Raw genomic sequence first — 19,179 nt, 5'->3', positions numbered from 1 at the left:
TGTTTAAATGTAAGCGCATGTCATTATAGCAAATGTCTATTTTAAGTTCAATGAAACTTTAAAAAAACAAGCTGCCCTGCAAAGGACAGCCTGACATTTTTTTATTGCACCGAATCTTTTTTCAGTTCTTTCCCTTTCCATACAAGCCAAATTTGTGCGGCGATATAGAGGGATGAATATACACCTGTTAACAGCCCGATTAACAGTGCGACTGAGAAGTTTGTAATAGAGGCCGCTCCAAAGATCAACAGCGCCACTACAACAATAACTACAGTCAGTACAGTATTAACTGAACGCGTAAAGGTTTGCTGCAGGCTTAGGTTTACGATAAGGTTCAGGTCAGCAAACGTTTTCGGCTTGCGTTTTTTCATATGCTCGCGAATCCTGTCAAATGTAACAATTGTATCGTTTATCGAATAACCGATAATTGTCAGGACGGCGGCAATAAACGTCACATCTACTTCCAGCCTTGTAATGCTGAAAATGGTGAGGATGAAGAAAGCGTCGTATAACAGTGAAGCAATAGCAGCAATCGCCATTTTGTATTCAAACCGGATCGAAACGTAAATAATGATACCGATAGAAGCGATCGCGACTGCGTACAGAGCACTTCTTGCCAGCTCTTTACCGACTGTCGGTGAAACTGTGCTGACATTCGGCTCTGTTCCGTATTTGTCTTTGAAATACGTTTTTACTTTGGCAATCGTTTCTTTATCTGGAACCCCGACAAAACGCGCAACCCCAATATTGCTCTTGTCACCAGAAAGAACAACCGTATCAGGGTCCATGCCAAGTGATGCAAAATCTTTCTCCACCTGCTCTGTCGTCAGCTTATGGTCGCTTTGCACTTCAATTCGTGCGCCGCTTGCAAAATCAATGCCCAGATTCAGCTTAAACACAAGCAGAATCACAATCCCTATAACAGTGATGGCACTGGATAATATGAGGAAAAATTTACGTTTGCTTGTGAAATCCCATTTTTGGAACGGCGTATACGGTTCGGTATTTTCATCTGTATGCTGAATATCCATGATATGTTTCTTTTTGACGCCGAACCAGCCTTTTTTCCGATCAAACCATCTGCTTTCCACAAGAAGCGACAGCAAAAATCTAGATAAGAAAACCGCTGTGATAAAGCTTGTTAAAATCGACAGAATCAGCATTGTCGCAAACCCTTTTACAGAGCTTGTCCCAAAGATGAAAAGCACAACGGCCGCAATAATTGTTGTAATATTCGCGTCAAGAATCGTCGCGAATGACCGTCTGTTTCCTGAACGGAAGGCAGAGCGGACTGACTTTCCTAGCTTAAGCTCCTCTTTAATCCGTTCATAGGTGATGATATTCGCATCAACAGCCATCCCGACACCTAATATAAGCGCGGCAATTCCCGGAAGTGTGAGTACAGCGTTCATCCAGTCAAAGACCTGGAGTGTAATATAGATGTAGACTGACAGCGTAATCACCGCAATAAATCCAGGCAGGCGATAATAGAAAAGCATAAATAAGAAAATAATTGCGATTCCGATAATGCCTGCAAACACCGTATCCTGCAGCGCCTGCTGTCCAAATTGCGCGCCTACTGATGTTGAATATTTTTCAGTCAGTTTTACAGGAAGCGCGCCGGCGTTTAAAATGCTGGCTAAATCTTTCGCTTCTTGAACTGTAAATTGGCCTTCAATTGTAACATCTTTTGTGTTTAATTCTTGACTTACATTCGGAGCGGATACATATTTAGGATGCTCTTTTTGAACTTCTTTCTTAAAGGAGTCTCCTTTTTCGTAATCCATCCAAATGACAAGCTGGTTGTTTGGCGCCATGTTCATGACTTTTTTGGTCACTTCACCGAATTTATCAGCGTCTTTCAATTTAATGCTGACAATGGGTTCATTTGTTTTGGCGTCATATGTTTGTTTAGCCCCGTTTTCCACGAGGTCAGAGCCGTTCAGCAATTCTTTGTCATTTGTATCTCTGAAAGAAAGCTGAGCTTCAGTGGCCAAGATTTCACGTGCTCTGTTTTGGTTTGTCACCCCAGCTAGCTGAACGCGAATCCGGTTATTTCCTTCAATTTGAATGTTCGGTTCGCTGACACCGAGTACATTGGCCCTGCGGTTCAACGCCTCTACTGTGCTGACCAGAACGTCTTTTGTGATTTTGTCACCTTTTTTTACGGGCTGTACATCATACAGCACCTCAAATCCGCCTTGCAAATCCAATCCTAACGTAATATTGTTAGCGGCAGGCTTCGTAAAGTAGCCCAAGCCCGTGCCGATCAATAAAACGAGAAGGAAAAACGCAATCAAGCGTCCTTTTTTCATTATGTATATCCTCCCTTAAACCTATGTGAATCAGCCTGCTATCTCAGCAGTTCTTCCAATGCTTCCTGGCCTTCTTCACTTCCCAGCCAATTAGACGTTTTAAATGACTCAACGGTTGCATAGTTCATAAATTCGCCAATTTTCACTGATAAAATATCGCTCGTCAGTTCATAAATGTGCAGTTCCGTTTTCTTTTTCCACTTCTTATGTGTTAAGTATGACCACAAACTTTCGAGTTCAACATCATCATACCCGAGAATCTTAAACTCTTCCAGTTTGCTGTAAAGAAACGGCCTGACGTGGTCTTTATATAGATCGGCGGGATGCTTCTCCATGAATTCCACGCTCCTTTTTTTATTGTTTTTCAAGAAGACTTGTCATGCTTGGACGATATATACGCATATCTTTATTGTATATGATTACAGGTAGTTTGAGAAGGCAGGGGGTAAAAATGGCGAAACAGACGTTTTTAAGGGGCACTCTTATCCTGATCGCAGCAGGAATGGTTACAAGAATGCTCGGGTTTGTCAACCGGGTGGTTATCGCCCGTTTTATCGGTGAAGAAGGAGTCGGGCTTTACATGATGGCGGCGCCTACCTTCTTCTTGGCCACTACATTAACTCAATTCGGTCTGCCGGTCGCGATCAGCAAGCTTGTCGCTGAAGCCAGCGCGCGCGGGGATCATCAAAAAACAAAAAATATTTTAGTCATGTCTCTGACCATCACAGGAGTGCTCAGCCTGATCTTTACACCGCTGTTTCTGTTTTTCGCCCCGGTTATGGCGGAAACGATGCTGACAGATAAGAGAACACTGTATCCGCTCCTGGCCATTACGCCGGTTGTGCCGATTATTGCCATATCGAGTGTGCTGAGGGGATACTTTCAAGGAAAACAGAATATGAACCCGCTTGCCGTGTCACAAGTTCTTGAACAGGTCGTCCGCATTTCACTTGTCGCTGTATGCACGACGATTTTTCTCCCTTACGGAATTGAATATGCCGCAGCGGGAGCAATGATATCCTCGGTCGCAGGTGAACTGGCGTCACTTCTTTATTTGTTCATTTGCTTTAAGTATAAAAAGACGATTAAAATCAGAAAGCATTTTTTCCAGTCAATTAAAAACGGAAAACAAACCTTTACCCAATTAATGAGCGTGTCCCTTCCAACGACCGGAAGCCGGTTTATCGGCAACCTCTCTTGGTTCTTCGAGCCGATTGTCGTCGCTCAAAGTCTTGCCATCGCCGGTGTGGCAACAGTTGCCGCCACGAAGCAATACGGGGAACTTACCGGCTTTGCCATGACGCTGCTGACCCTGCCCAGCTTTATTACATATTCTTTGTCGACTGCACTTGTTCCTGCGATCAGTGAAGGAATGGAGCAGAAAAAACTGCAGGTGGTGGAATACCGGCTGGAACAGGCTATGCGTCTATGCCTGCTCAGCGGAGGCATTGCGGTTGTCATTTTATATGTTTTTGCGGATGAGCTGATGAGGGTGATGTATGGTTCCTCAGGCGCAGCTGTATTTATAAAAGTCATGGCCCCGTTTTTTCTGCTTTATTATTTCCAGGGCCCTCTTCAAGCTGTGCTGCAGGCGCTTAATTTAGCGGGTGCTGCGATGATGAACAGCTTAATCGGAGCACTTGTCAAAACAGGCCTAATTTTCGTTCTGGCCACCAGACCGTCTCTCGGCATCATGGGCGCGGCATTAGCGATCGTAACAGGCATGGTGCTTGTTACGCTTTTGCACGCGGCAACAGTCAGCAAGGTGCTGCCGATCAGTATCAAAATCAAGGAGTACGCACTCAGTTTCGCTGTGATTGCGATATGCGGATTCATCAGCTCCGCCATCAAGCAATATGTTACCTTTGGAGCGTCCGAGGTTGTGAATGTCGCCGGATGGATTGCGACGAGTGCTGCTGTCTATATCATCCTCCTGCTTGTTTTCCGTTTAATTAAAAAAGATGAGCTTCGCCGTATTCCTATTATCGGACGTCTGATTGTCCGATAAAGGTCACGTGCGGGGCCCATCTTTTTCATCAATAAATAATTCTCCGTCAGTAAACGAGCAAAATGAAATGTTTGAAGGATTTGTATATCCGTGTTTTCTTAATTTTTCAACCAGCCATTGTTTATCCTTACCTATTCTGGATAGGTTTTCTGTTTGAATAGAACCGTCTATAATGAGCGGTATTTCGAGCTGCCGATGCTCCCCGCTGTTTTCTTTCTTTACAACAGTCAGTTTACCTGACGGTTCTAAAATGGCAAATGATACATCAGCTACTCTGTCGATATTATTTTCTCTGAGCTGAACCATTAAATCATCAAAATTATAACGCTGTGATTTCATGGCGTTTTCGTCAATTTTTCCATATTTAATAATAATGGTCGGCTTGCCGTCCAGAAGCTGGCGGATTTTTCGGTTTTTTAAAGAAAAGTAGGCGAATGTCACTTGAATGATCATTAAAACAAGCATTGGCAAAATGGTGTGAAATAGATGATCTTCTACGTTTTCTATAGCTAAAACGGCAATTTCAGCCATCATAATAAAGACAACGAGGTCTAAAATGCTAAGCTCCCCGATCTCCCGTTTGCCCATGAAACGAAAAATGACCAATATCACAAAATACAATATGATTGTGCGAAACGTAATAGTGAGAAGCTCTTCCATCATACACCTCCAACTCATCATAGGATGCAACAAAACGAACAATTTATGTAAGATGAATGGATCGTATTTCATAAAGCTTTTACGTCTAATTCATGGGGCAAGGGAATACATTTTTACAAAGACGAGCCATCAGCATGTCTGACGGCTTTGTTCAAAAAGAACAGAAGCCTTTTAATACAGGCAGAGAGGAGACATTCATGGAGGAAACGAAACAAGTTGGAAAAGGCATTCTTTACGGCTTAATCGCCATTTTTTCAGCTATGCTCCTGACGAGCTTAGCCGTTTCACTTTTACTGACGGCAACCTCGCTGGAAGAGTCATCATTCAACTGGCTGATCACTGCCATCTCATTTCTTTCTTTATTCATCGGCGGGTTTATTTCAGGAGGAAAAGGGAAGGAAAGAGGCTGGATGATCGGGGCATTGACTGCCTTGAGCTTTTCTATAATTATTTTATTGTTTCAGTATTTAGGATTCGGAAAAACATTTACAGCGGAGCAGCTGCTCTACCATCTGGGATTTTTAGGGGTATGCATGCTGGGCGGGATTTTCGGCGTGAACATGAGGGGAAACAGGTCTTCCACATAAAAAAGATGACAAAAAAAGAGCGGGATCATCCGCTCTTTTCTTGTTTGCTATGTACAGCTCCTGCTGTTATTCAGCAGCAGAAACTTCTCTGATCGCGCGGCGGTCGAACGTAAGACGTGTGTTTTCACCAGTCTTAACGACGACTTTGCTTTCGTCGATAGAGTCAACAGTACCGTGCAATCCCCCGATTGTCACTACTGAATCGCCTTTTTTCAGTTCCTCCTGCATTCGGCGTACTGCCTTTTGCTGTTTTTGCTGAGGACGAATCAGCAAGAAGTAAAGGACCGCAAACATTAAAATAATAGGAACCAATGTGCCTAAAGTGCCTGTCATGATTTTCACCCCTTTCTGTAAGCCTGTGATTTATTTTTATTTAGAAGCTTTTCGCATTTGGCTTGTTATAGCCGTAACGCTCAAAGAACTCTTCTCTGAAATCACCCAGACGATCCTCACGAATAGCCTGTCTTACCTGCACCATTAAGTGTAACAGAAAATGAAGGTTATGGTAAGTTGTTAATCGAAGGCCAAATGTTTCGTTGCAGCGGATCAAATGTCTGATATACGCGCGAGTGTAGTTTTTACATGTATAACAATCACACTCTTCATCAATCGGACGGAAATCTCTTTCGAATTTCGCATTTTTCATATTGAGACGGCCTTCAGCTGTAAACACCGTACCGTTTCTAGCAATCCGCGTAGGCAGCACACAGTCAAACATGTCGACCCCGCGGATCGCTCCGTCGATCAGCGCGTCCGGAGAACCGACTCCCATCAGATATCTCGGTTTATCCTTCGGCAAGAGCGGTGTTGTAAACTCGAGCACACGATTCATGACATCCTTCGGTTCACCGACAGATAATCCGCCTATAGCATATCCCGGGAAATCAAGAGAAATCAAGTCCTTCGCGCTTTGCGTGCGCAAATCTTCATATTCTCCGCCTTGCACAATGCCAAACAGCCCCTGTTCATCCTGACGGGTATGGGCATTGAGGCAGCGTTCCGCCCAGCGGCTTGTCCGCTCAACTGAGCGCTTCATATAATCGTACTCTGCCGGATATGGCGGGCATTCGTCAAACGCCATCATAATATCAGAACCAAGTGCGTTTTGGATCTCCATCGCTTTTTCCGGAGATAAAAACAGCTTGTCTCCATTTAAGTGATTGCGGAAATGGACGCCCTCTTCCTCTATATTACGAAACTTGCTTAAAGAAAAGACCTGAAAACCGCCTGAATCTGTTAAAATCGCGCGGTCCCAGTTCATAAATTTATGGAGCCCGCCCGCTTCTTTGACAATATCTTGACCCGGGCGGAGCCATAGGTGATACGTGTTGCTTAAAATGATGCCCGCATCCATTGCTTTAAGCTCTTCAGGCGACATCGTTTTGACTGTCGCCAGTGTGCCGACCGGCATAAAAACAGGCGTTTCAAAGGAGCCATGAGGCGTATGCACTTTGCCCAGCCGCGCCCCTGTTTGTTTGCATTCTTTTATAAATTCATAGCGTATTGGTTGTTCAGCCACTTTTGATGAGGCCTCCTGTTCTCGAATTATAGGATCAGCATCGCGTCTCCGAAGCTGAAGAAACGGTATTCCTCTTCCACCGCATGGTTATAGGCGCGCAGAACGTTTTCTCTTCCCGCAAGCGCGCTGACCAGCATAATCAATGACGATTTCGGCAAATGGAAGTTTGTAATCATTCCGTCAATGGCTTTAAATTCATAGCCCGGATAAATAAAAATAGATGTCCAGCCGCTTGATGCTCTAAATTGCCCGTCATGCTCCCCGGCAATCGTTTCAAGCGTGCGGGTCGAAGTCGTACCGACAGAAATGATCCGGCCGCCATTTCCCCTTATTTTGTTTAAGACCGCAGCCGTGTCTTCTGACATTTGATAAAACTCCGCATGCATATTATGCTCTTCAACGTCATCGGCACTCACAGGGCGAAACGTTCCAAGGCCTACGTGCAGTGTGATGAACTCAATTTGCACGCCTTTGTCTTTCAATTGCTGTAAGATTTCTTCGGTGAAGTGAAGGCCTGCTGTAGGCGCCGCGGCAGAGCCGATTTCTTTTGAAAACACTGTTTGGTAGCGCTCTCTGTCATCAAGCTGTTCTTTGATATATGGCGGGAGCGGCATCTCTCCAAGAGATTCCAGCACCTCGTAGAAAATGCCTTCATAGTGAAATTCCACTTTTCTGCCGCCATGCTCAAGCTCTTCCGTGCAGACTGCCTTTAACCTTCCGTCTCCAAACGTCACTACGGTTCCTTTTTTCACCCGTTTCGCCGGTTTGACAAGCGTTTCCCACTTGTCACCAGCTTCTTGTTTCAGCAAAAGCAGTTCCACTTTCGCGCCGGTATCCTCTTTTGTTCCGAATAACCGCGCAGGCAGCACACGGGTATTGTTCAGCACAAGACAATCTCCTTCTTTAAAGAAGCTGATAATGTGTTTAAACGAGCTGTCAGTCAGCTCTCCTGTATGTTTATCAAGCACCATCAGCCTTGAAGCATCACGCTGCTCCAACGGCACTTGTGCAATTAAACGTTCCGGTAGTTCAAAATCAAATAAATCGACTTTCATGATGATTTCACCTTTATTCTAGTCTTTTGTTATTTCATTCTGCCGAAAAGATTAAGCAAAATTGATAATACCACACTTATGATAATACAAGTGACAACCGGGAAGAAAAACGTGACATTTCCCTTTTTCACAAAAATATCTCCCGGCATCTTGCCGACAAAATGCAATACTGCTCCGATGATAAGCAAAACAGCACCAAGAATCATAATGATCTTAGGGAATTCAATCATATCGTGGAGCCTCCATTTGGAAATGATGATACACGGCCGGTGTCACGATCCTTCCACGCGGCGTTCTTTGGATAAAACCGATTTGCAGCAGATACGGTTCGTATACGTCTTCAATCGTATGAGGTTCTTCACCGATAGTGGCTGAAATGGTGTCAAGACCCACCGGGCCGCCATTAAACTTTTCGATCATACCCATCAGCAGCTTGTGATCAATATGATCCAAACCGAGGCGGTCAACCTGGAGCCGCTCCAGCGCATCCTGCGAAATCTCTTCCGTGATCCGGCTGTCACCCAGCACCTGGGCGAAATCGCGGACCCTCCTCAGCAGGCGGTTCGCTACGCGGGGCGTACCTCTCGATCTCCTCGCAATTTCAAGAGCTGACGGATTATCAATTTCAACCTCGAATACATCAGCGGTTCTTGTGACGATATCGGCCAGCTCTTCTTGCGTATAGTACTCAAGGCGCGACATCACGCCGAACCGATCTCTTAACGGCGCCGTCAAAAGCCCTACCCTCGTCGTTGCGCCTACCAGCGTAAAAGGCGGCAAGTCGAGCCGAACCGAGCGGGCAGAGGGGCCTTTTCCAATCACAATATCCAGACAAAAGTCCTCCATCGCCGGATACAGCACCTCTTCTATCGATCTGTGCAGTCTATGTATTTCATCAATAAATAATACATCACCCGGTTCCAGCGCCGTTAATATGGCAGCCAAATCACCAGGTCTTTCAATCGCGGGCCCTGATGTCGTCCGCAATTCCACTCCCATTTCATTGGCAACGATGGAAGCAAGCGTGGTTTTCCCGAGTCCGGGCGGCCCGTACAGAAGAACATGATCCAGCGTCTCCTGTCTCATTTTCGCCGCATCTATAAACACACGCAAATTTTCTTTCACCTTATGCTGTCCGATATACTGCGCCAGATTTTGCGGCCTCAAACTTTGCTCTATCACTGATTCATGGTTGTCTGCTTCACTTGAGACGAGCCGTTCATCCATGAACATCACCTTACTTCAATAGTTTTTGTAATGCTTTTTTCACATATTGGTCTGTTGTCAGCCCTATTTCTTCTTTTAAGTGAGGAAGCACCTTTTTGATTTCTTTTTCAGCATATCCTAGAACCCTGAGAGCCTCAAGCGCTTCTTCGAGAGCGGTTTCTGCTGTTTGCTTTTCAAGCCTTTCTTCATGATTAAACAGATTTCCAATCATTTCAGGCACAACATCAGCGAGCTTTCCTTTTAAATCAAGAATAATCTGGCGCGCAGTTTTCTTTCCTACACCAGGAAACTTGACCAAAAAGGCTTCATCCTCATTTTCAATTGCTTGGATAACCGCTCCCGGATCACCTGAGCCTAAAATAGCGAGAGCCCCTTTTGGACCGATTCCGGTCACGTTTAACAGCTTTGTAAAGAGCGCCTTCTCCTCCCTTGTTGAAAAACCGTAGAGCGAAAAAGCATCCTCTCTGATATGGTGGTACGTAAAAATCGTTTCTTGGTTTCTCTCCTTATATATAAACGGATTCGGCGTGAAAATCTGATAGCCAATGCCGCCGTTCTCTATCACAATATATTGGGGAGATACATAATCAATCGTCCCTTTAACAAATTCAATCACGCAAATTCACCTCTTTGACTGTTCTTCATTGTACCATAAAAACAGCCAAAGTCTTATAGAAAAGTTAACATACGTTCGCTTCTCTCTCATTCTCCCACGAAAAAAAAGACATGAATACATGTCTTCAATCAGCGGACGTCACCCGCTGTATGTCTTCATATGTTCTATGACGTCCTCAAACTCCGCTTTTGTCCGAAATGGAATGCCTTTCAGCAGATTTTTTTGCATATGGCTTTCCAGCCTTTCTAAATCAATTTGAAAAAAAGACTGAATCGGTTCGGAAGCTGACTCAGGCCGCCCATGAAAAGTGGATATCACGCCATTATCCGATACACCGATATATCCGTTGACCTTGCTGAGCGGAGAAATATCGTCCATTTGCTTTCGGAAGAGCACATATCCCTTACTTTGTTCGACAAGCGTCCAGCCGGTATAAGCTGCCCAAAACTCATCCATAGAAAGCACTTTTTCACGCTTATGCTCAATGCTGACATCTCCGTCCAAATACACTTTTTCAAGCTGCACATGCACCTGCAGCGGTTCATAGTGCTCCACTTCCGCCCCTAGCGCGTGGGGAGGAGCACCTAATAGAAATGCTGCGGCTGAGCAAAGAATGCCCAGCAAAAGATACGCCGTGCTGAATCGTTTCACCCTCTACACCTCTTTGCACACGTTTATGGCTAGTTTGACCAAAGAGGCTACTGCTTAACCGTTTTCTCGAAATTTGTTTGCATGTTTTCCGTGACAAGCCTTTCCTCCGTATACATATCAGCGTTTTGCTCAGAAATCGTTAAAAATTGTGTCAGAAAAGCGCTGAAAAAATACAATGCCGCAAAGATCCAAATGACACCGCCTGCACCGAGCGGTCCAATGAAAAGACTGACGATGCCCGGCGCGATAAACGCACATAAACCGGACCCTAAGTTCAAGACTGACATGGCAGCGCCTTTATTATCAGGTGCAAGTGTCGGCAAAAGCGCGCTCAATGGCACGTAGCCGGCCAATGCTGCACCGTAGCAGCAGGCGATAATCAGCAGCACCCAATACTGATGCCCGATCAACTGAGGCGTGTAATAAAGCGCCAGCGTAAAAACACCGCACCCGACACCGCCAAACCACATCACGGTATTGCGCCAGCCAAGTTTATCTCCGACTGCACCGAAAATGATATTAAACACAATATTCACGAAAAACAGCGTTCCCCATATTTGCAGCCATTCTGAAACGGAATACCCGTAACGCGCTAAATAAGTTGGGAGAAAAATCGCAAATCCAAATTGTCCTATGGCATTAATTGTCTTGACCACACCGCCGATGCCGACTTTAGGGTTTTCAAACATAATTGTAAATGCCTTCGATAGTTCTTTCCATTTCGGCTGATCTTGTTGTTGTACCGGTGTGAATTGATCTTTGTTTAAAAATAGGGCGAGGAATCCCCCTGCCGCGACAAACAGCAAAGCGCTCCAAAGCGTATTGATTTCTCCAAAGGCCGGAACCGCATAACTGGAATAGAACGGACCGAGCACATTTAAGCCGCACGTAAACATAAACCAAAACCAGCCGACGGCTTTTCCGAGAATATGATGAGAAGTGCTGTATGACACCCACACGAGAAAAGAGTATGCAAACAGCGGATATCCCAAGCCTCTAAGTGCATAGCTGCCCAGGAGAGCCGGATAATGCATATGAGGAATTGCCCAGCCGATAAAAGCGGCCGAACCGAGGATAAATGCAAGCAAGCCGACAATCATCGTTTTTCTCGGCCCCCAAGTTTGGACAAACGTGCCTGAAAGCCAAGCCGAGATGGTGACAGCAATGCCGTACATGGTAAATAACAATGCGGATTGCTGCATGCTGAGACCATGTTCAACGAGAAAAGGAGACAGCCAGCCTTGTTCGAGTCCGTCTCCAACCATAAAGATAACAACGCCAATATAACCCCAAATCATGTGAGAAGGAATTCCGATTTTGTTCAAAAAATTTCCTTTATCTTGTGCTGGATCCATTTCTCCACCGCCTACTTAAAGTATCAATGGAGGTTATATACCCAAGCTTTCTGAATTGTAATCCTGCTTGATCAAAAAGCGATTTTTTCATTGTGCTCGACACTGACAGGCATGCCGATAGCGAGCGACTGCTGAGCCGCTCTGGCGATCCGTTCCGCCTGAAAACCGTCGTTTCCGGTACACGCAGTTTCCCGGTTTGTGCAGATCGCTTCTGCAAACCGAATCATCTCCTCCTCATACGCATCCTTATAGCGTTCAAGGAAAAAGAAATGCGGTTTATCTTTCATCACAAAATCAGCAGTTGACACTTCGACTGTCGTCGGCCTGCTGTTGTCCGCCGCTGCCGAGCCTTTCGTCCCGAAAACCTCGATTCGCTGGTCATATCCGTAAACAGCTTGGCGGCTGTTGTCAATCACAGCCATGGCACCGTTTTCAAAAGTCAGCGTAATGACAGCCGTATCAATATCTCCCAGCTCTGAAAAGGAAGGATTCGCCAAAGCCGCCCCTTTTGCATACACTTCCGTCACTTCGCTTCCCATAATATATCTGGCCATATCAAAATCATGGATCGACATATCCATAAACAAACCGCCAGAAGTGCGGACATAATCTATATTCGGGGGTTCTGGGTCCCGCGATGTGATTTTTAATAAGTGGGGCGTTCCGATTTCACCTTTTTCAACAATGGTTTTGATTCTTTTAAAATGAGGATCAAAACGGCGGTTAAAACCGACTTGAAGTGCAACCCCGTGTTTCCGTACGGCAGCAAGCGCTTCTTTTGTTTCATCTAAAGAAAAACTGATGGGCTTCTCACAAAAAATATGCTTTTTCGCCTCAGCCACTTCTCTGATCATCTGTGCATGTGCGTTTGTCGGTGAGCAAATAAAAACAGCGTCAATATCAGAGTCATGCAATAAATCACGATAGTCAGAGGTTATGTTTTCAATTTGATGACTGTCAGCCCAGCTTTTTATACGGCTTACCTGAATATCAGAGACCGCCTTTATTTTCATATGAGGAATCCGGCGTATATTTTGAACATGAAGTTTGCCGATGCGACCTGCACCGATAATCCCTGTTACAATCTGTTTTGTCATAGCTTGTTCCCCCTTGAACATTTACGAAAGCGCTTTATTTTAAATTAATACTATCCCATTTGTAAGCGCTTTTCAAGAATGGAAATGATCGCTTTATGTCTCTTTTATCACAATCGAGGTTTATAGGTAGCCTTCTTCTTCAAGACCAGATACACTAGATATAGGCTCTTTTTCCTGAACAGTTTATGATTTTCCTATAAACAGCTGCATAAAATAGAGCAAAGAAGGTGAATGAAATGCTGACAAAAGCAGAGGCACTGGCCCATTCAGTCATATACCACAAAAACAGCAGATTTGATAAAGTCAAAGAAAAGCCCGGGGAATTGACACTCATCGGCAAGGGAAGAAGCGCCTATGTGTTTGCCTTAACAGAGGGCGATCGAAAATTGGCGCTGAAAGTATTTTTCCCGGAGTATCAAGCGACAGCCGTCAAAGAAGCTGCGATCTATGAAAAATTAGCCGGGTCCGCGTTCTACCCTGACATCTACGAAACTGGTGATTCATTTATTCTCATGGAATATATTAAAGGTGAAACCTTTTATAACTGTCTGAAGAAAGGCATCGCGATCAGTGATGACATGATTCAGCAGGTTGAGGAAGCACTTTCTGACGCCCGGGCCGCCGCTCTGAACCCGTCAGACATTCATTTGCGGAATCTGATTTTGACAGAAACCGGGGCAGTGCGAGTGATTGATGTTGCAAGATTCGAACAGACCAAAACGTGCACCCAGTGGGACGATTTAAAATCAGCGTATCATGCACTCTACAAAAAACCGATATTCCCCAAAAAGATTCCGGGTTTTTGGCTGGAGGTCATCGCATTTTTATATAAGAAAGATTGGTTCCAAAAGCATTTCGCACAACGGAAAAGAAAATATTCTTAAAATGAAAAGGCAGCCGCACAAGCGGCTGCCTTTGTCGGTTTATATTTACTTTCTGACAGCAGAAATCAGTTTCATTTGTTCAGGTGACAGCTTAATTCGATAGCCTCTCACAGTTAAGTAAACCGCTTCTGAGTCTTTCTCCCAGGAATGACAAAATATTTTCTCCATTTCTGTCTCCCCCACCCTTTATTTGATTAGTCCATCATACCACCGCTTTATTGAGTGAATTTTAAGGAAATGTAAAGATCGTATGAACATGAGAGTAAAAAAGGGGAGCATTACATGTTACACGCAGTAAAATCCGCTTATCCTATTTGCACTTCTGATATTCTTCGGCGCCGCCGTCTATTGGATGTTATGTTCACTGAAGAGCGTTCCGAAAGGCCATTTCGAACAATCGGTTGAATCGCCGGATGGCAGTATACGTTTCACACTTATGTATCCCGCAATACCTTTAGCTTAGATGCGGCCCGAGGCGAACTTGTGAATGAAAAAACACTTGTCAAGGAAACAACTTACTGGAATGATCCGGACAGCAGCCCAAGTCACATAGATCAATCCAATACAATGAAAATCGACAATCAGACTTTACACCCTGCTATTCATGAAACGTATGATTGGCGAAAGGATGATCATTGGTTACGTGAAGAACCGCCGCAGGCGCCATTGAGATGATGAAATATGAATGATATGAACGGAACTAGTGAAAAACGAACCAACAACTGACAGAACTTGCCATTTGTTGCTAAAGGATCTTATGACAATTTCCCTCAGTTTGCCTCTATAAGAAAAACGCGGCGTTTTCTTTTTTTTCCTTCCTCTTCTTATTGATAAATACGTGTCATATAATGTGACAAACCAATTGTAGAAATAGTTCGATTAGCCCAAAATCCTTTTTATACATGTATTCGAAATGAAGTGAGGAGGAAGCTTGATGGAAGATTTTGTTACGAGTTTAACTGCTGTCTTATGGAGTACACCCGTTATTTATATTTTATTGGGAATTGGATTGATCTTTTCTATTATGACTCGTTTTTTACAAGTCAGGCATTTGAAAGAAATGATTGTTCTGATGTTCAAAGGTAAGAGCTCTGAAGCCGGCGTTTCTTCTTTTCAAGCATTATCGATTGCGCTGTCCGGCCGAGTGGGAACAGGAAACATCGCGGGTGTGGCGACAGCAATCGCCTTCGGCGGACCCGGTGCGGTGTTCTGGATGTGGACGATTGCCTTTATCGGTGCGGCGAGCGCCTTTGTTGAATCAACTCTTGCCCAAATTTACAAAGTGAAACAAGACGGCCAATATCGAGGAGGCCCCGCTTATTATATAGAAAAAGGATTAGGCATTAAGTGGTTTGCCGTCTTATTTGCCGCTGCTGCCCTTATCGCAATGGCCCTTCTGATGCCGGGCGTCCAGTCCAACTCCATTGCGGCCGGCGTCAAAAATGCATTCGGCATCTCTCCTGCTATTACAGGCGGTGTTCTCGTTTTATTGTTAGGATTTATCATTTTTGGCGGTGTCAAACGTATTGCCAATGCCGCGCAAATGATTGTTCCGTTTATGGCCATTGGCTATATCCTGCTGTCTTTGATCATTATTGTCATGAATGTTTCTGAATTGCCTGCTGTGATCTTATTAATTTTCAAAAGCGCTTTTGCATTGGATTCCGCTTTTGGCGGCCTGATCGGCATGGCGATTTCTTGGGGTGTCAAACGAGGCATTTACTCAAACGAAGCCGGCCAGGGAACAGGCCCGCATCCGGCGGCCGCCGCAGAAGTTTCCCATCCGGTCAAGCAGGGGCTGGTTCAGGCATTTTCGGTTTATATTGACACCTTATTTGTATGCTCGGCTACAGCTTTCATGATCTTATTTACCGGCATGTACAATACCCAGACTGCAGATGGTTCTTTTATCGTACATCACCTTAAAGGCGTAGAGGCTGGACCTGGTTTCACTCAAGCGGCCATTGACAATGTCCTTCCCGGATTTGGCGCTGGTTTTGTTGCCATCGCTTTATTCTTCTTCGCATTTACAACGATTATGGCATATTACTACATCGCAGAAACAAATATCGCCTATTTAGCCCGAGGCAGAAAAAGCAAATGGGCAATGTTTGGTTTAAAACTGATTATTTTAGCCGCGACGTTCTACGGAACTGTAAAAACCGCTTCACTTGCTTGGGCATTAGGTGATGCAGGGCTTGGCATTATGGTATGGCTGAACGTCATTGCGATTGTGCTGCTTGCCAGACCGGCGCTTCTCGCTTTAAAGGATTATGAGCGCCAAAAGAAGCAGGGCTTAGACCCCGTCTTTGATCCGAAAGCGCTGGGCATCAAAAACGCTGATTTCTGGGAGAAAGAATACACACAGGAAAATGAGCGTGTCTCTTGAATACACCAAAACGGGACCGATATGACATCGGTCCCGTTTTTCATGAGCGGTAATTTGTATATACTTCTTGAACATCATCGTCATCTTCAAGAATGTCGATCAATTTTCCCAGCTTCTCAACAGCCTGATCATCGGCATCCGCATAGGTTTTCGGAAGCATGGTCACCTCTGCCGAAGAAATTGGATATGTCGATTCAAGAGCTGTTTTTACGTCTTCAAAACGCTCAGGCTCCGTTAATACCACATATTGATCTTCTTCTGTCTGCATCTCTTCTCCCCCTGCTTCCAGCACATCAAGCATGAGCTCATCTTCATCTATTTGATGTTCTGTACGGTCAATTGTCATAAATCCCTGTCGTTCAAATAAAAAGGACACACATCCACTTTCCCCCAGACTCCCGCCATTTTTATTAAATGCGGTCCGCACATTTGATGCCGTACGATTTTTGTTATCTGTTACACATTCAACCATAACAGCAATCCCTGATGGGCCGTAGCCTTCATAGGTGATTTCCTCATAGCTGCTTCCGTCTTGGTTCCCCGCGGCTTTTTTAATGGCGCGGTCAATATTTTCATTCGGCATATTGGCGCCTTTAGCTTTTTCGATGACAAGACGCAATGCTGAATTCGCTTCAGGATCAGCTCCGCCTTCTTTGGCTGCCACATAAATTTCTTTTGCAAGCTTCATAAATATTTTCCCGCGCTTTGCATCCTGCGCATTTTTCCTTTTTTGTATGTTTTTCCATTTGGAATGGCCTGCCATGCTTTCACCTTCTTTTGACATTTTCTATGTACACTTTAATAGGTATTTTTCGCTGATGCAAAGAAAAAGGCTGCCGAATATTTTCCGGCAGCCTGTCACTCCTAGCGGGTGTTCATTTTATGCAGTCTTCTGAACAGCCCTTTATCTGTGGACACTTGAACGTCACGGTCATTCGCATAGTTGCGTGCGGCTTTTGTAACGTTATCCTTGTCGGACTTTGTGAAGTCTCTGTGGCTTCTGACTGCGACAACTACTTTTTCATCCGTTACCATTACTTGTGTGTCATTGACGTTTTTTACTTGTTTCACACGGTTGGCAATCTTCGCAGCTAGTCTTCTGTTTTCTTGGTTGTCATATCCGTTGTTTGTCACGTTCCGATTCATGTTTCTGTTATTCGTGTTATTATATGTTCCATCAGTTGCCAAAGGAACGCGATCATCAGCAGTAACACCGTTACGGTTATTCACATTAGCAGTGTTTCGGTTACCGTCGTTCTGGTCCTCCATTAATTCAGTAACAGGACCATCGTTGTCGATTCCTTCTCCCTGTCTGTCAGCATCATTTTCATTTGTATAATATCCAATTGGACGGGTATTGCCGTTATTACGCGTATCATTCTGAGCATTATCGTTTGCTCCGCATGCAGTTAAGCCGGCTGTCATTAGAATCAAGCTCGCGATCGTCATTTTTTTACCCAATGGAAAAACCCCCCGTGGACGAATTGAGCATGTTTGCTCTGTTTTATCATGTGCGTTCGAGGGACATGTTAAGCTTGTCAGTTCTGTCCATTTGGCGGAGATCTGCGCAAAACAAAAAAAGGAACGATTTGCATCGTTCCGAATCATCACTCATTTTCTTCTTCCGGCCGGCCAAACATTTGGTTGACAGAAGGCTGATTCGACATTGGCATAGAAGCTCCGGCCGCATATGGATTTGGGTTTGGATTTGGGTTTGGGTTAGCTGCGCCGTAAGGCATATAAGGGCTTCCATAAGCTCCAACTCCCGAATAGTCAGGTGCAGAGAAATATGGCTGATGATCATCGTCACAGCCGCAGTCGTCAGGATCTTTGTACGGCATGTAGCCAGAGGCCGCAGCCGGCTGGTATGCTCCCATCACTTGAGGAGTGCCATAATGAGGGCCATACGGCATTTGTCCATACGGAGATCCATAAGCCGGAGATGCGTATTGAGGCGCTCCGTATGAACCGTAATGTCCGTGGTGGCTGTTTTCATGATGCTGGTTTTCATATTGACCCGGATCATACTGAGGCGATACAAAGCTTGGCTGGTATCCATAAGGCTGAACCATTGGGTAAGCTTGAGCCGGATAGTACGGGTAGCATAATCCTGATCCTGGAAGGACCGGTGAAATAGGGACCGGACACGGTACGAAATGAGCTGGATAATGATAATAAGGCTGAACAGCCGGCATATTCGGAACTGTGTGATGAATATTTTCTTCTTCCATACCGCCTACCTCTGGCGCCTTTGGCATATTAGGCATATTCGGATAATTTGCATTTTCCATATTACTCATAGCCTCCTGTTGTGGAAATTGATCTTGCATGTGATGCATATGATCCATATTTCCGTCATGATGTTTTTTCGGCTCCTCCGGTTTAGGAGGCGACCAAGGCTGGAAAAGCTGTTTCATATCATAATAATCGTTCACATCAGCTTCAGGATACACATCTTCCTGCAAATTAGGCATCGGCGGGACATACGGCACAGACTTCTTTTCTTTCGGCTTTGTGTCTTCTACATCAACAACGGATTTAGGTTTTTCTTTCGCATATGGATGCTCTTGCTTCATACTCCCGGCCGAAGCCGGACTTTTGCCTGCTTTTGGCTCTTTTCTGACCGGGACAGCTTCAGACGGCACTTTTATTTTCATTCCAGGCATGATTAAGTCTGGATTGCTAAGCTGCGTATTGAGTTTCTTCACTTCCTCAATATCAACTCCGTACTTTTCAGCTATTTTCCAGAGCGAATCGCCTTTTTGAACGATATGGATTTTCAACGTTTTCCCCTCCTATGCAAAACGTGAACAGTT

The 19,179-nt window shown here is 44.8% G+C and carries 22 protein-coding genes; 6 read left to right on the top strand and 16 right to left on the bottom strand.

The features are described from left to right. Positions 1-101: 101 nt before the first annotated feature. Both secDF and comN read right to left on the bottom strand, forming a co-directional pair. A complete protein-coding gene (secDF, locus tag ACY3LV_RS11200; protein ID WP_464863794.1) occupies positions 102-2,315 on the bottom strand; it encodes a protein translocase subunit SecDF in 2,214 nt (737 codons plus the stop codon). A 38-nt stretch (positions 2,316-2,353) separates the two neighbouring features. After that, on the bottom strand, positions 2,354-2,650 hold the full coding sequence (comN, locus tag ACY3LV_RS11195) for a post-transcriptional regulator ComN (protein WP_087992285.1): 297 nt from the start codon (positions 2,648-2,650) through the stop codon (positions 2,354-2,356). A gap of 116 nt (positions 2,651-2,766) precedes the next feature. Here comN and spoVB point away from each other — a divergent pair, with 116 nt between their 5' ends. Further along, positions 2,767-4,323, top strand: a complete 1,557-nt coding sequence (spoVB, locus tag ACY3LV_RS11190; RefSeq protein WP_148962217.1) for a stage V sporulation protein B — start codon at positions 2,767-2,769, stop codon at positions 4,321-4,323. Positions 4,324-4,326: 3 nt separating this feature from the next. On the opposite strand, the gene ACY3LV_RS11185 is transcribed toward spoVB, so the two are convergent. Further along, entirely contained in the window at positions 4,327-4,983 is a 657-nt protein-coding gene (locus tag ACY3LV_RS11185) for a DUF421 domain-containing protein (protein WP_333561372.1), read from the bottom strand. A gap of 197 nt (positions 4,984-5,180) precedes the next feature. Between ACY3LV_RS11185 and ACY3LV_RS11180 the strand changes: the two genes are divergently transcribed. Continuing rightward, the gene (locus tag ACY3LV_RS11180) at positions 5,181-5,570 is read left to right on the top strand and encodes a TIGR04086 family membrane protein (RefSeq protein ID WP_464863793.1); all 390 of its coding nucleotides are present in this window, start codon (positions 5,181-5,183) and stop codon (positions 5,568-5,570) included. Positions 5,571-5,636: 66 nt separating this feature from the next. Here ACY3LV_RS11180 and yajC read toward each other — a convergent pair whose 3' ends face one another. The 9 genes from yajC to iolG all read right to left on the bottom strand — a co-directional run bounded on the left by yajC (position 5,637) and on the right by iolG (position 13,090). After that, positions 5,637-5,903 carry a preprotein translocase subunit YajC gene (gene yajC, locus ACY3LV_RS11175; protein ID WP_087992289.1) on the bottom strand — a complete coding sequence of 89 codons (267 nt, stop codon included), beginning with the start codon at positions 5,901-5,903 and terminating at the stop codon, positions 5,637-5,639. Between the two features lie 40 nt (positions 5,904-5,943). Further along, positions 5,944-7,089, bottom strand: coding sequence for a tRNA guanosine(34) transglycosylase Tgt (gene tgt / locus ACY3LV_RS11170; protein WP_148962219.1), 1,146 nt, complete (start codon positions 7,087-7,089; stop codon positions 5,944-5,946). Between the two features lie 26 nt (positions 7,090-7,115). Then, positions 7,116-8,144 (bottom strand): tRNA preQ1(34) S-adenosylmethionine ribosyltransferase-isomerase QueA, encoded by a 1,029-nt coding sequence (gene queA / locus ACY3LV_RS11165; protein ID WP_148962220.1) that lies wholly within the window; start codon positions 8,142-8,144, stop codon positions 7,116-7,118. A 29-nt stretch (positions 8,145-8,173) separates the two neighbouring features. Next, on the bottom strand, positions 8,174-8,374 hold the full coding sequence (locus ACY3LV_RS11160) for a DUF2905 domain-containing protein (protein WP_087992292.1): 201 nt from the start codon (positions 8,372-8,374) through the stop codon (positions 8,174-8,176). Continuing rightward, a complete protein-coding gene (gene ruvB / locus ACY3LV_RS11155; RefSeq protein WP_072183425.1) occupies positions 8,367-9,371 on the bottom strand; it encodes a Holliday junction branch migration DNA helicase RuvB in 1,005 nt (334 codons plus the stop codon). The genes ACY3LV_RS11160 and ruvB overlap by 8 nt, the downstream gene beginning before the upstream one ends. A gap of 10 nt (positions 9,372-9,381) precedes the next feature. Beyond that, positions 9,382-9,987, bottom strand: a complete 606-nt coding sequence (gene ruvA, locus ACY3LV_RS11150) for a Holliday junction branch migration protein RuvA (protein WP_148962221.1) — start codon at positions 9,985-9,987, stop codon at positions 9,382-9,384. Between the two features lie 138 nt (positions 9,988-10,125). Then, positions 10,126-10,638, bottom strand: coding sequence for a sporulation cell-cell signaling protein BofC (bofC, locus tag ACY3LV_RS11145; RefSeq protein WP_333561375.1), 513 nt, complete (start codon positions 10,636-10,638; stop codon positions 10,126-10,128). A 47-nt stretch (positions 10,639-10,685) separates the two neighbouring features. Beyond that, positions 10,686-11,993 (bottom strand): MFS transporter, encoded by a 1,308-nt coding sequence (locus tag ACY3LV_RS11140; RefSeq protein WP_333561376.1) that lies wholly within the window; start codon positions 11,991-11,993, stop codon positions 10,686-10,688. Positions 11,994-12,064: 71 nt separating this feature from the next. Beyond that, positions 12,065-13,090, bottom strand: coding sequence for an inositol 2-dehydrogenase (iolG, locus tag ACY3LV_RS11135; RefSeq protein WP_464863792.1), 1,026 nt, complete (start codon positions 13,088-13,090; stop codon positions 12,065-12,067). 236 nt (positions 13,091-13,326) lie between these two features. Here iolG and ACY3LV_RS11130 point away from each other — a divergent pair, with 236 nt between their 5' ends. Continuing rightward, entirely contained in the window at positions 13,327-13,974 is a 648-nt protein-coding gene (locus ACY3LV_RS11130; RefSeq protein WP_087992297.1) for a phosphotransferase, read from the top strand. A gap of 45 nt (positions 13,975-14,019) precedes the next feature. Here the strand turns inward: ACY3LV_RS11130 and ACY3LV_RS11125 are convergent, their stop codons facing one another. After that, positions 14,020-14,142, bottom strand: a complete 123-nt coding sequence (locus ACY3LV_RS11125) for a hypothetical protein (RefSeq protein ID WP_148962226.1) — start codon at positions 14,140-14,142, stop codon at positions 14,020-14,022. Between the two features lie 114 nt (positions 14,143-14,256). On the opposite strand from ACY3LV_RS11125, the gene ACY3LV_RS11120 reads away from it, so the two are divergent. From ACY3LV_RS11120 to ACY3LV_RS11110, 3 genes are all read left to right on the top strand, one after another. Beyond that, complete coding sequence (locus ACY3LV_RS11120; protein WP_289628032.1) at positions 14,257-14,379, top strand: hypothetical protein; 123 nt, start codon at positions 14,257-14,259, stop codon at positions 14,377-14,379. After that, complete coding sequence (locus ACY3LV_RS11115; RefSeq protein WP_464863801.1) at positions 14,380-14,649, top strand: DUF5412 family protein; 270 nt, start codon at positions 14,380-14,382, stop codon at positions 14,647-14,649. Between the two features lie 259 nt (positions 14,650-14,908). Then, complete coding sequence (locus tag ACY3LV_RS11110; protein WP_333517222.1) at positions 14,909-16,363, top strand: alanine/glycine:cation symporter family protein; 1,455 nt, start codon at positions 14,909-14,911, stop codon at positions 16,361-16,363. A gap of 40 nt (positions 16,364-16,403) precedes the next feature. On the opposite strand, the gene ACY3LV_RS11105 is transcribed toward ACY3LV_RS11110, so the two are convergent. The 3 genes from ACY3LV_RS11105 to safA all read right to left on the bottom strand — a co-directional run bounded on the left by ACY3LV_RS11105 (position 16,404) and on the right by safA (position 19,146). Beyond that, a complete protein-coding gene (locus ACY3LV_RS11105; protein ID WP_333561495.1) occupies positions 16,404-17,126 on the bottom strand; it encodes a YebC/PmpR family DNA-binding transcriptional regulator in 723 nt (240 codons plus the stop codon). 101 nt (positions 17,127-17,227) lie between these two features. Next, the gene (locus ACY3LV_RS11100) at positions 17,228-17,824 is read right to left on the bottom strand and encodes a YhcN/YlaJ family sporulation lipoprotein (protein ID WP_333517223.1); all 597 of its coding nucleotides are present in this window, start codon (positions 17,822-17,824) and stop codon (positions 17,228-17,230) included. 146 nt (positions 17,825-17,970) lie between these two features. Continuing rightward, the gene (safA, locus tag ACY3LV_RS11095; RefSeq protein WP_464863791.1) at positions 17,971-19,146 is read right to left on the bottom strand and encodes a spore coat assembly protein SafA; all 1,176 of its coding nucleotides are present in this window, start codon (positions 19,144-19,146) and stop codon (positions 17,971-17,973) included. Positions 19,147-19,179 lie beyond the last annotated feature (33 nt).

Source organism: Bacillus sp. 11C (genome assembly GCF_055486375.1).
This window is presented reverse-complemented; position numbering and strand designations above follow the sequence as displayed.